The organism is Agromyces sp. GXQ0307 (assembly GCF_044769845.1).
Classification (GTDB): Bacteria; Actinomycetota; Actinomycetes; order Actinomycetales; family Microbacteriaceae; genus Agromyces.
The window spans coordinates 428,601-439,909 of the sequence record NZ_JBIZVY010000004.1 but is presented as its reverse complement, the minus strand read 5'-3'; the positions used below and the strand labels follow the sequence as shown (position 1 = coordinate 439,909).

Sequence of the window (11,309 nt, the reverse complement as noted above, 5' to 3'; positions counted from 1 at the left end):
TCCGAACGCTCGCGGCGGGCCCAAAGTCTCATTCCCCGGCTTCGGCCGGTTCGGCCGGGATGGGGCACGGCGCGGCGTCCGTCATGCGCTGCGTCGCCTGCTCGAGCGACCACGGAAGCTCGACGAGCGGCAGGTCGCGGCCCTCTTCGGGCGACGCCTTCGAGGCGATCGACGCGAGCGCGAACGCCGCCTCGCGCACGAGCACCTCGCCGCCGGTGGAGTTGTTCAGCGCGAGGATCACGGTCAGCCCGGTCTCCGGGTCGGTGAACATCGCGGAGAGCGCGCCGGTCGACTCGCCGGCGACGCCGCGCAGCGGCCCGAACTGCTGGGCGCCGATCCCCTGCGCCTGCCATCCGGGTGCGTCGCCGCCGAGCGGGGTCAGGGTCCACACGTCGCGTGCGGTGCCCTCCTGGAACATGGCCCCGGTCGCGAACGACTCGCTGATGGCCTTCGCGTCCGCGAGCGTCGTGCGCGCTCCGGATGCGGTGCCGCCGATCGAGCTGGAGCGCCGGGAGACGTCGACGATCGCGTCGCAGGCCGGCTCGGCCCCCGAGTACGAGGCGGCGTAGCCGCCCAGTGCACCCGCATACGAGACGTCGGTCGGGGCGGGCAACGAGGTGCCCTCGAGTTCCAGGGGATCGAGCACGTACTGCTCCGCGAGGTCGCTCCAGGTGCGCCCCGTCTTCTCCTCGAGCGCCGCGGTCAGCAGCAGGATGCCCGTGCGCGACTCGACCCAGATCGTGCCCGGGTCTCCCTTCCGACCCGCGGCGAGGCCGCTCGCGAGCAGTTCGTTGGCGGGCCAGATCCGCTCGGGGTTCTTGACGAAGTGCGCCCGGAGCGGGGCGTAGTAGTCGGCCAGGCCCGAGCGATTGCGGCACAGCTGCTCGAGCGTGATGCCCTCGAGTCCGGGGATGCCCTTCACCATCTCGGACACCCGGTCGTCGAGCTTCACGACGCCCGCGTCGACGAGCCTCAGCATCACGGCGCAGGTGAGCTCGCCGGTTCCGTCGGCGAGCTGGAAGCGGGTGTCGGTCGTGACCCGCGCGGCGCCGTCGGCGAAGTCGACCGTGCCCGTGCCGACGGCCCAGCTGCCCGCCCACGGGGCCCAGACGCCGGCGACCGCTCCACTCGACCCGCTGAGCCGGACGGCTTCGGCGAGCGTGGCATCGAGCTGCTCCACGACCGAGTCGTCGAACGCCCCCTCGACCTGGTCGAAGTCGGCGGCGGGACTCTCCGACGACGTGCAGGATGCGAGCCCGGCGATCACGAACACGGGCGCCAGCGCAGCGGCGATCAGCCGACGCATCCGCCATGTCCGTGCAGCCACCGTGCCCCCCGCCGTGTGTCCGCTGCGATTGTAACCCGATCGCCGCCGCCTTCCGCACGGCGCTCCGCCGCGCCCCGGCGGCTCACTCGCGCGCGCCCGACGCCGGTGTCCCCCGATCGACGGGACCGCCGATCCAATCCGGCTCAGACGTCGTGCCGAACCCCTCCCAGCACGGCGTCCGCCGCGCGACGACAAGGAGGCATCGCCATGAAGAACTCACCCAACCGCATCGCCGCGACCGTGTTCGGCGCGGTCTACGTCCTCGTCGGCCTGCTCGGCTTCGCCGTGACCGGCGGCGTCGGGTTCATCGCGACCGAGGGCGGACTGCTGCTCGGCGTGTTCGCCGTGAACCCGCTCCACAACATCGCGCACCTCGCCATCGGCGCGGCCCTGCTGATCGCGGGCCTGTCGAACGTCGCGGCGGCGAAGACCGTGAACGCGGTGGTCGGCGCGGCGTACCTGCTGCTCGGAGTCGTCGGCTTCTTCATCGCCGGCACGCCGGCGAACATCCTCGCGCTCAACACGCCCGACCACTTCCTGCACTTGGCCAGCGCGATCGTGCTGCTGGGCGTGGGCGTCGGCGCGGAGCGCTCCGCACGCGTGGCGACGGCGTAGGGAGCCGGCCATGCGCGCACCGGCGACGATGACCCGGACCTGGCCCATGCTCGCCGCACTCGGCGGCGGGCTGGTCGGCACCGCCCTCGCCGCCGGTGCCGGGGGTGCAACGCAGGTCGTCCTGGCCGGGCTCGGCGTCGCCGCGCTCGGCTGGGGCGTCCTGTCCCTCCGCGCGGGGCGTGAACTCGCCCCGCGCACCGTGCTCGCGGTCTCCGTCGCGACGCTGCTCCTGGCCGGCGCGGCCGTGGCGTCCGGCTCGATGACGGATGTCCCGGGCCTGCCGCTCGCGGCGGCCTGCGTGTTCCTCGCCGCGGTCGCACTGTCGGTCGCCCCCGCCGCACGACGGGCTCGGGCCGCGCAGGCGGAGCCGGAGGCATCCGCCCCCTCGCCCACCCCCACCCACGCGGTGCCGGCCCAGCCGGAGGCATCCGCCGTCTCACGCACCACCGCCGCCCGGCGAACGCCGGCACGCCCCTCCCCCACCGCCGAGGCCCGGCGTTCACTCGCAGGTCTCGCGATCGGCGCCGTACTGGTCTCCGCGCTCGCCACGCCGGCGCTCGCCGCCACCGAGGCCGGCCGCTCGGCCGTTCCGCACGGCGAGCACGGCACGCAGACCGTCGACGCGCCGACCGAGCCGGCCCACCACCACTGAACCCACCGACCGCGGCCGGGGGCGCGTGGCGATGACGCCCCCGGCCGCTTCCTGTTCAGGAGCACCCGTCGATCGCTGCGTTCCACAGGAGAATCTGCGATCCGCAGGATCGGAACCGGAGCGGGCTCCTGTGCATCGCGGATTCTCCTGTGAATCGCGGGGGCGTCGGCGCGGGCCTCCGCGAGACCGTCCGCGCGAGCGCCGCCCTCGCGGACGCGCTCAGGCGGGCAGCTCGTCGGCCGTTCCGAGGTCGCGCGATGCGCCCGACATGAACCGCTCCACGTCGCGATCGACGATGATGTCGCGCGGCACGAGCGGCCTCGCGAGGTAGAGGCCCTCGAGACTCGTCAGCCGCGACAGCGCCACGTAGGTCTGTCCGGGGCTGAACACCCTCGAGCCGAGGTCGACGATCGCCGTGTCGTAGCTGGCGCCCTGCGACTTGTGGATCGTGACCGCCCACGCGAGCCGCAGCGGGAACTGCGTGAACTCGGCGACGATGTCGCGTGCGAGCTTCTTCGCCACCGGGTCCCACGAGTACCGGTACTTCTCCCACGTCGCCGGCTCGACCTCGTGCTCCTCGCCGTCGACCTCGACGCGCACCTCGCGCTCGAGCGAGGTGACCGTGCCGATCGTGCCGTTCACCCAGCGCGGTGCCTCCCCCCACCCCGCGGTGTCGTTGCGCAGGAACATGACCTGCGCCCCGACCTTCAGCTCGAGCCGCTCGTCGGCCGGGTAGCCGCGACCGCCGAACTCGCCGTTCACGTCGGCCTCGTTCGCGATCGAGTGGCCGGGCAGTCGGTGCAGCGCCGCACGGTTGATGCGGTTCACCGTCTCGTTCGTCGTCGCGAGCGTGATCGCGCCCTGTTCGGGCAACGGCCGCCGCGCGCCGGTGTCGTTCAGCACGCCGGCGATCTCGGCGGTCACCATCCCGTGCCGCACCGCGTTCAGCATGTGCTTGAACGCGTCGTCGTGCTGCCGGTGGATCTCGCCGAGCTCGTAGATCCGCAGGGACGCCTCCTGCCAGACCTTCGCATCGAAGAACCACATCGACCGGTAGGTGTCGGCGAAGTAGCGGCGCTCGTCTCCCGATCCGGGCACCGGGGCGAGCTGGTATGGGTCACCGAAGAGCACGACCTGCACGCCGCCGAACGGCTCGTGCGGGCGCTGGCGAGCCTGCCGGAGCGACCGGTCCATCGCATCCATCAGGTCGGCGTTGACCATCGAGACCTCGTCGACGACGAGCGTGTCCATGGCGTTCAGGATCTTCCGGACCGCGTCGTTCTGGTCGATCTCGTGATCGGCGACGACGCCGATCGGGAGGCGGAACAGCGAGTGGATCGTCTGCCCGCCGACGTTGAGGGCCGCGACCCCCGTCGGCGCGCAGATCACGATCTGCTTGCCCGTGTTCCAGTTCAGGTGGTTCAACAGCGTCGACTTGCCCGTGCCCGCTCGGCCGGTCACGAACACGTGCTCGCGCGTGTGCTCGATCGCCCGGAACACCGCCTGCTGCTCGGCGGTGAGAGTCACGTGCTGCAACGTCGGGCCTTCGGTTCGCGGTGATGACGGGTTCGGGCGGCGCGCGCGAGGCGCTTCGTGGGCGGATGTCGCGTCGCGGGCGTCTTCACTGTAGACCGCGATGCTGCGGGTCGGAGCGCGGGCGCGACATCCGTCGACGCGTCACGCGGCGTTGTGGAGAAACCGTTCCGTCACACCGCCCTGTCTAGACTTGCCGGGTGGGGAGCTCGGGTCGACGTGACGGACGCCTGTCGCCCGTTGCGATCGCCGGGTGGACGGGCCTGGCCGTCATGCTCGTCGGGGCGTTCCTCGCCGCCCTCGCCGGACTGAACCAGAGCCTGTACGGGGCCCCCGCGTTCGTCGAGCGCTACCTCGACGCCATCGCGCGCGACGACATCGTGAGCGCCGCGGCGACGCCGGGCGTCCGCCTCGACGAGGGCGACCTCGCCGGCGCAGGCCTCCCCGCCGACATCTCCACCGCGATGCTGCGCTCGAACGTCGTCGACGCCGGCCCCGAAGACGTCCGCGTCATCTCCGACGAGGCCCACGACGACGGCGGGCACACGGTCACCGTGAGCTACCGCCTCGACACGGCGATCGTGCAGACCGCGTTCGACGTGAACCCGATCGAACCGCTCTACGGCGTACTGCACCGGTGGGAGTTCGCGTCGAGCCCGCTCGCCGTGGTCGAGGTCACCGCCGCCCAGAGCCCGCTGTTCACGGTCGGGTCGCTCACGCTCGACGCGCGCGCCACGAAGACCGGCGACGAGCTGTCGGCGTTCTCGCAGACGACGCAGTACCTCGCGATCGCGCCCGCCGTGTACGAGTTCGGCTACCAGTCGACGCTCCTCGAGGCCGTGCCCGTCCAGGCGATCGTCGAACCCGGTGCGCGGGCCGAGGTGAGGGTCGACGCCCTCCCGACCCCGGCGTTCGTCGAACGCGTGCAGGCGAAGGTCGACGAGTACCTCGTCGACCAGTGCGCGAGCCAGCCCGTGCTGCAGCCGGCGGGGTGCCCGTTCGGCGTGGTGGTCGACGACCGCATCGTGGGCGAACCGGCGTGGAGCATCGTCGAGTCGCCGGCGGTCACCCTGGTCCCCGGCGAGACGACGTTCGAGATGCCCCCGACGCCCGGCCTCGCGCACATCTCGGTCGAGGTGCAGTCCCTGTTCGACGGCACGTTCTCGACACTCGAACAGGACGAGTCGTTCACGCTCGCACTCGACGCGACCGTGAGGCCCGACGGGTCGATCTCGATCCAGCTGCGCTGACGCGCTCAGCGCACGCCGTCACGCTCGGCGAGCGCCGCCAGCCGAGCGTTGTACTCCTCCAGTTCGGCCTCGCCGGTCCGGTCGGCGTGCCGATCGCGACGCCTGGTCTCCTTGGCGTCCGACCGCGACCACTGCACGGCGACCGTGATCGCGAGCGCGACCGTCGGGATCTCGCCGATCGACCACGCGATGCCGCCGCCGACCTGCTGGTCGGCGAGCGCGTCGGTGCCCCACCCCATCGCGCCGTACCAGTCGGCGAGCATCAGTCCGGTGCCCATCATGATCGCGAGGCCGAAGAACGCGTGGAATGCCATCGTGCCGAGCAGGAGCAGCAGTCGGAACGGGTACTGCAGGCGGTACGGCACCGGATCGATGCCGATGAGCGACTGGACGAAGAGGTACCCCGTGATGAGGAAGTGGGTGATCATCCACTCGTGCCCGATGTGGTCCTCCATCGACCACCGGAACAGCGGCGAGTAGTAGAACACCCACAGCGATCCCGCGAACAGCACGGCCGCGACGATCGGGTTGGCGATGATCGACGCGAAGCGCGAGTGCACCGCGAGGAGGATCCACTCGCGGCCGCCGCGGCTGCCGTCCTTCCTGGGGCGGATGGCTCGTGCCGCGAGCGTCACGGGCGCGCCGGGCACGAGCAGCACCGGCACCGCCATCGTGAGCGCCATGTGGCCGAGCATGTGCGCCGAGAAGAGGTACTGCTCGTACGCGGCGACGCCGCCGCTCGTGATCCAGGCGAGCAGCAGCAGCCCCGCGACCCACAGCACCGTGCGGTAGATCGGCCAGCGGTCGCCGCGGCGGCGGAGGCGCAGCACGCCTGCGACGTAGAAGAAGATGCCGAACCCGCAGGCGATCAGCCACAGCAGGTCGGGGCTCCACTCGGTGAAGTACCGCAGCGCGTCGGGCGCCGGCGGGAGCGGCTCCCCCGTGAGGATCTCGGCGGGCGTTCGAGCGAGTCCGCCCGAGACGTCCTCGTTCACCGGTGTCGCCGTCCGCGCGAGCGCGGCCGCCACACCCGAGGCGATGCCCATGAACGCGAGTTCGACGACGACGAGCAGCCAGAACGTGCGGTCGGCCGGACTGCCCGTCGCTCCGCGACTCGTCGCCGCGCTACCTGCACGGAGCATCCGCCCGATCATCACGCGCCGTTGCGCGGCCCCGAAGAGGCCGAGCGCGACGAGGGCTGCGACCTTCATCGCCACGAGCACGCCGTACTGCGTGGCGAGCTGGTCCCAGGTGCCGATGCGCAGCGCGGCGCTCGCATAGCCCGAGATCGCGACGACGATGAAGGCGATGAGCGCGACCGTCGAGTATCGCGAGAGCACGACCGCGAGGCGGTCGCCGTCGAGGGCCGGCTTCAGCAGCACGATCGTGAGGAGGCCGCCGAGCCAGGCGGCGGCGAACACGAGGTGGAGGCCGAGGGCCGTGATCGCCTCGTTGTGCCCGGTCGCGCCGGCCGCGTGGCCCTGCTGCGCCATGGGCACCAGTGCGACGACCGCGAGCACGGCGACGAAGACGAGCGCGGTGTGGTTGCGCACCGCGAAGCAGAGCACGGTCACGGCCGCGGCGATGAGCGTCGTCGCGAGCCACGCCTGTCCGAGCTCGATCGAGGTCACGAACTGGCCGAGCTGCTGACCGAACCGGTCGTCGAGCGAGAACTCGGCGCCGGTGACGAGCATGAAGGTCAGGACGCCGGTCGCAGCGCTCGCGACCGTCACCACGGCAGCGGATGCCGCGGCCACGTCGAGTGCGAGGTCGAACTCGCGCCGCGCGGGGCTCAGCGCCCAGACGGCGAGGACCAGCGCGCCGATCATGCCGGCGGCACCGACGTTCACGAACAGCTTCGCGACGGGGACGCCCCAGCGGGCGACGGGCCCGGGGTCCTGGATCGGGTACGGCTCCGCGCCGCCGCCGTACGCGAGCGCGACGATCATCGCGGCGAGCGCGACGGCGACGAGGGCGGCTGGGCCCAGTACGCGGGCGGAACGGATCACCGTACGAGCCTAGGCGAGCCGGCTGGGAGCGGACGCCGCCGCCGGGCTCCGCCGGTGCGCGGTGCGAGCACGACGAAGGGGCGCACCGGATCGACCGGGCGCCCCTTCGGGAGTCGCGGAGTGCGTCTGCGGACGCGCGCGGTTACTTCGCGGCGGCCTTGAGCTTCGAGCCCGCGGTCACCTTGACCGAGTTGCCGGCGGCGATCTGGATGGTCTCACCGGTCTGCGGGTTGCGGCCCGTGCGGGCGGCGCGGTGGGTGCGCTCGACGGCGAGCCAGCCCGGGATGGACACCTTGGTGCCCGAGCCGACCGACTCGGCGAGGGTGTCGAAGAAGCCGTTGAGCACGGCGTCGACGGCCGTCTGGCTCTGGCCCGTCGACGCGGCGATCTTGGCAACGAGCTCCGACTTGTTGAGCGACTTGTCAGCCATTGAATGTCCTCCTCGGACCTTCGCTGTTGGTACAGCTGTCGTGTGGAAACACGAGAACGGATCGTATCGATCGCCCCCGTAGCCGTTCAGGCCGCCTCGAATGTAGCAGAGTCCCGCGGAAACACGCGGATTTCCGGCCCTCGAACGGCGGTTCGGGTGCCGACGTCCGGGGGGCTTGACGGATGCCGCGCACGCCCTTGCACGCGCGACGGGGTCGCTTCGCGACATCCCGAGCACGTGCGGTCCGTGCGGATGTCGCGGAACGACCCCCGCACTCGGGGTGCATCGGCGCAGACGACGAGAGGGGCGCCCCGGAACACCGGGACGCCCCTCTCGGGAAGCTCTACTGGATCACCAGGACGACTTCGTGATGCCGGGCAGCTCGCCGCGGTGCGCCATGTCACGGAAGCGGACGCGCGAGACGCCGAACTTCGTGAGCACGCCGCGGGGGCGGCCGTCGATGGCGTCGCGCGAGCGGACGCGCACCGGCGAGGCGTTGCGGGGCAGCTTCTGCAGGCCCACGCGCGCGGCCTCACGGGCCTCGTCGGTCGCGTTCGGGTCGACGAGCGTCTTCTTCAGCTCGGCGCGCTTCGCGGCGTAGCGGTCGACGACCACCTTGCGCTGCTCGTTGCGCGCGATCTTGCTCTTCTTGGCCATGTCTTAGCGCTCCTCTCGGAAGTCGACGTGCTTGCGCACCACGGGGTCGTACTTCTTGAGCACGAGACGGTCGGGGTTGTTGCGACGGTTCTTGCGGGTCACGTAGGTGTACCCGGTGCCGGCCGTCGAACGGAGCTTGATGATCGGACGGATGTCCTGCTGCTTCGCCATCAGAGCTTCACCCCACGAGCCTGGATGTCCTTGATGACGGCCTCGATGCCACGGGCATCGATCACCTTGATGCCCTTGGCGGACACGTTCAGGGTGACGTTACGACGAAGCGACGGCACGTAGTAGGTCTTCTTCTGCACGTTCGGGTCGAAGCGGCGCTTCGTCCGGCGGTGCGAGTGCGAGATGTTGTGGCCGAAGCCGGGGACGGCTCCGGTCACCTGGCACACTGCTGCCATTGGTCTTTCCTCCAATACCGAGGGGCCGGACGGCCCCTCCCAAGGTCTCTTGTCTGCAGGCGGATCCCCTCCGCGCGAGCGGGAGATACAGGGGATTCGTCCCACGGTCCGGGCGGTGGAAGCGCCCAGCCAAACGTCGAGTCTACCAGACGGGCTGGTCGCGGCCGAATTCGAGCGGATGCCGCGGGGGGGGGGGGGGGGGGCACGTACCGGCACCTCGCAGTCGGGCGGGCGGCTCAGCCCGTCGGGATCGTGCGCCGCGACAGCAGCGCCGCGACGAGGAAGCAGAGGGCGCCGAGCATCGTGCCGAGGTTCGCCCAGAGGAGGCTGGCGAGCGTCCCCGTCTCGGGGAGCACGTACGCACCGATGGCGGAGAGGGCGAAGAACACCGAGCCGAGCATGTTCAGCCAGGTGCCGTGCCAGGTTCGGGCGTCGGTGTCCCACAGCTCGCCGCGGCGACCCGTGGCGACGATCGCGAAGGAGCTCGCCGCGAGGAACGCGAGCGAGCCCCAGGCGTCGGGCTTCCAGCCGGCGCCGACGTAGTCGGGATCGGCGATCGCCGCGACGAGGGCGAGGCTCGTGCTGAGGTTGAACAGGAGCGTGCCGGCGAACTGCACCGCCGCCGCCCACCAGTCCCAGCGGTCCGCGAGGTTCGTGTCCTTCCGCGGCACGTGCCGCCCGCTGAGGCTCAGCTGGATGAACGCGGCGAGCGTGAAGAACACCGACCCGGTGACGAACGTGATGTTGACCCCCACCGTGCCGAGCCACTGGGCGTAGAACGGGAACGCCGCGACGAGGAAGCAGAGCGAGCCGACCGCGAAGCCCCACGCCTCGCGGCGGAGCCGCCGGACGGTGCCGGTGTCCTCCCCCACGGCTCAGTGGTGGAACGTCTGGACGAGGCCCTCGTGCGGCATCGGCCCCTCGAGTCCGTCGAGGAACTCGGTCTCCTCGCGGATGTCGCGCAGGAGGTCCTCGGCGAGGTCGCGGCTGAGGCCGTTCCGGCACACGATGCGCATCACCGTCTGGTCGGACTGGTCGCCCGAGAGCGGGTAGGCCGGCACGAGCCATCCCTTGATCCGCAGCCGCTCGGCGAGGTGGTACAGCGTCCACTTGTCGGTGTACCCGGGCGTCTGCCGCCAGGCGAAGACCGGGATGTCGGTGCCGTCGGTCAGCAGTTCGTACGCGTCGAGCGAGGCGATCTCGCCGGAGAGGAACACCGCGACATCCTGCGAGGCCTGCTGGATCGCGCGGTAGCCCTCGCGCCCCAGCCGGAGGAAGCGGTAGTACTGCAGGAGCACCTGGGCGCCCGGGCGGGAGAAGTTGATGGCGAACGTCGGCATCGAGCCGCCGAGGTAGCTCACCCGGAACACCAGGTCCTCGGGCAGCGCCGCCGTGCTCCGCCACACGACCCAGCCGACGCCCGGGTAGACGAGCCCGTACTTGTGGCCCGACGTGTTGATCGACTGCACGCGCTCGACGCGGAAGTCCCACTCGAGGTCGGGCTGGAGGAACGGCGCGACCATCGCACCCGAGGCACCGTCGACGTGGATCGGGATGTCCAGGCCGGTCGAGGCCTGGATCTCGTCGAGCTTCGCCGCGACCTTCGTCACGGGCTCGTAGGAGCCCGTGTAGGTGACGCCCATGATCACGACGACGCCGATGGTGTTCTCGTCGACCACGTCCTCGAGCCCGGTGCCGTCCATCAGCGGGTGCTCGTCGCTCGTCGGGATGAAGCGCATCTCGATGTCGAAGAAGTTGCAGAACTTCTCCCAGCAGACCTGCACGGCGCTCGACATGATGAGGTTCGGCGTCTCGGTCGACTTGCCGGCCGCGCGACGCGCGTGCTGCCAGCGCCGCTTCAGCGCGAGGCCGCCGAGCATGCACGCCTCGGACGAGCCGATCGTCGACGTGCCGATGGCGTCATCGGGGTCGGGCGCGTTCCACAGGTCGGCGAGGATCCGCCAGCAGTACTCCTCGATCGCGGCGGTCGCCGGGTACTCGTCCTTGTCGATCATGTTCTTGTCGAACGCGTCGTGGTAGAGCCGATCGCCGTGCTCGTCCATCCACGTCGTCACGAACGTCGCCAGGTTCAGCCGGGCGTTGCCGTCGAGCATCGACTCGTCGTGGATGATGCGGTACGCGGTCTCGGGCAGCATCTCGCCGTCCGGGATCTTCGTGTACCTCGCGGTGGTCGCCTCCCCCGGCCGTGTGAACGTCGGCTCGAGTGCATCGTCCTGCAGCATGGTTCCCCCTCGGATTCCGTCGGATCGGGGCCGCGGTCCGGACGCCGTCACGCGACGGACGCGCGTCGGCGGGTCCACGGCGGCCACCCCTCCGGGGCCGAGGCTACGCCGGTCCCGCGTCCGGCGCCTCACCTGTTCTGGGTGACGTCGCGGCATCCGAAGGCCCCCCGGCAGCGCCCGACGTCC

12 protein-coding genes are annotated in these 11,309 nt (G+C 71.2%); 3 read left to right on the top strand and 9 right to left on the bottom strand.

The features are described 5' to 3' along the window. Positions 1–28 precede the first annotated feature (28 nt). Positions 29–1,327, bottom strand: a complete 1,299-nt coding sequence (locus ACIQH8_RS16510) for a serine hydrolase domain-containing protein (protein WP_401000638.1) — start codon at positions 1,325–1,327, stop codon at positions 29–31. A 207-nt stretch (positions 1,328–1,534) separates the two neighbouring features. Here ACIQH8_RS16510 and ACIQH8_RS16505 point away from each other — a divergent pair, with 207 nt between their 5' ends. Both ACIQH8_RS16505 and ACIQH8_RS16500 read left to right on the top strand, forming a co-directional pair. Next, positions 1,535–1,942, top strand: a complete 408-nt coding sequence (locus tag ACIQH8_RS16505; RefSeq protein WP_401000636.1) for a DUF4383 domain-containing protein — start codon at positions 1,535–1,537, stop codon at positions 1,940–1,942. A 10-nt stretch (positions 1,943–1,952) separates the two neighbouring features. Then, positions 1,953–2,594: a hypothetical protein gene (locus ACIQH8_RS16500; RefSeq protein ID WP_401000634.1), complete on the top strand. Its 642-nt coding sequence runs from the start codon at positions 1,953–1,955 to the stop codon at positions 2,592–2,594. A 219-nt stretch (positions 2,595–2,813) separates the two neighbouring features. Here the strand turns inward: ACIQH8_RS16500 and ACIQH8_RS16495 are convergent, their stop codons facing one another. Then, the gene (locus ACIQH8_RS16495) at positions 2,814–4,130 is read right to left on the bottom strand and encodes an ATP-dependent RecD-like DNA helicase (protein ID WP_401000632.1); all 1,317 of its coding nucleotides are present in this window, start codon (positions 4,128–4,130) and stop codon (positions 2,814–2,816) included. A gap of 197 nt (positions 4,131–4,327) precedes the next feature. Between ACIQH8_RS16495 and ACIQH8_RS16490 the strand changes: the two genes are divergently transcribed. Further along, a complete protein-coding gene (locus ACIQH8_RS16490) occupies positions 4,328–5,377 on the top strand; it encodes a hypothetical protein (RefSeq protein WP_401000630.1) in 1,050 nt (349 codons plus the stop codon). Positions 5,378–5,382: 5 nt separating this feature from the next. Here the strand turns inward: ACIQH8_RS16490 and ACIQH8_RS16485 are convergent, their stop codons facing one another. From ACIQH8_RS16485 to ACIQH8_RS16455, 7 genes are all read right to left on the bottom strand, one after another. Next, positions 5,383–7,326, bottom strand: coding sequence for a cytochrome c oxidase assembly protein (locus tag ACIQH8_RS16485; RefSeq protein ID WP_401000786.1), 1,944 nt, complete (start codon positions 7,324–7,326; stop codon positions 5,383–5,385). A gap of 202 nt (positions 7,327–7,528) precedes the next feature. Beyond that, on the bottom strand, positions 7,529–7,816 hold the full coding sequence (locus tag ACIQH8_RS16480; protein WP_129233735.1) for an HU family DNA-binding protein: 288 nt from the start codon (positions 7,814–7,816) through the stop codon (positions 7,529–7,531). Between the two features lie 351 nt (positions 7,817–8,167). Next, positions 8,168–8,473 carry a 30S ribosomal protein S14 gene (rpsN, locus tag ACIQH8_RS16475; protein WP_155053011.1) on the bottom strand — a complete coding sequence of 102 codons (306 nt, stop codon included), beginning with the start codon at positions 8,471–8,473 and terminating at the stop codon, positions 8,168–8,170. Between the two features lie 3 nt (positions 8,474–8,476). Continuing rightward, complete coding sequence (rpmG, locus tag ACIQH8_RS16470; RefSeq protein WP_021760158.1) at positions 8,477–8,644, bottom strand: 50S ribosomal protein L33; 168 nt, start codon at positions 8,642–8,644, stop codon at positions 8,477–8,479. Next, positions 8,644–8,880 carry a 50S ribosomal protein L28 gene (rpmB, locus tag ACIQH8_RS16465; protein WP_056727420.1) on the bottom strand — a complete coding sequence of 79 codons (237 nt, stop codon included), beginning with the start codon at positions 8,878–8,880 and terminating at the stop codon, positions 8,644–8,646. Before rpmB ends, rpmG begins: the two co-directional genes overlap by 1 nt. A gap of 236 nt (positions 8,881–9,116) precedes the next feature. Next, positions 9,117–9,752, bottom strand: coding sequence for a hypothetical protein (locus ACIQH8_RS16460; RefSeq protein WP_401000627.1), 636 nt, complete (start codon positions 9,750–9,752; stop codon positions 9,117–9,119). A gap of 3 nt (positions 9,753–9,755) precedes the next feature. Next, positions 9,756–11,123: a glutamate decarboxylase gene (locus ACIQH8_RS16455; protein WP_401000625.1), complete on the bottom strand. Its 1,368-nt coding sequence runs from the start codon at positions 11,121–11,123 to the stop codon at positions 9,756–9,758. Positions 11,124–11,309: the final 186 nt, after the last annotated feature.

What these genes read in the sequence shown, in the direction of transcription:
- ACIQH8_RS16500 (WP_401000634.1), top strand. Translation starts at nt 1,953, where the DNA reads ATGCGCGCACCGGCGACGATGACCCGGACCTGGCCCATGCTCGCCGCA.
- ACIQH8_RS16505 (WP_401000636.1), top strand. Translation starts at nt 1,535, where the DNA reads ATGAAGAACTCACCCAACCGCATCGCCGCGACCGTGTTCGGCGCGGTC.
- ACIQH8_RS16485 (WP_401000786.1), bottom strand. Translation starts at nt 7,326, where the DNA reads ATGATCGTCGCGCTCGCGTACGGCGGCGGCGCGGAGCCGTACCCGATC.
- ACIQH8_RS16480 (WP_129233735.1), bottom strand. Translation starts at nt 7,816, where the DNA reads ATGGCTGACAAGTCGCTCAACAAGTCGGAGCTCGTTGCCAAGATCGCC.
- rpmB (WP_056727420.1), bottom strand. Translation starts at nt 8,880, where the DNA reads ATGGCAGCAGTGTGCCAGGTGACCGGAGCCGTCCCCGGCTTCGGCCAC.
- rpsN (WP_155053011.1), bottom strand. Translation starts at nt 8,473, where the DNA reads ATGGCCAAGAAGAGCAAGATCGCGCGCAACGAGCAGCGCAAGGTGGTC.
- rpmG (WP_021760158.1), bottom strand. Translation starts at nt 8,644, where the DNA reads ATGGCGAAGCAGCAGGACATCCGTCCGATCATCAAGCTCCGTTCGACG.
- ACIQH8_RS16455 (WP_401000625.1), bottom strand. Translation starts at nt 11,123, where the DNA reads ATGCTGCAGGACGATGCACTCGAGCCGACGTTCACACGGCCGGGGGAG.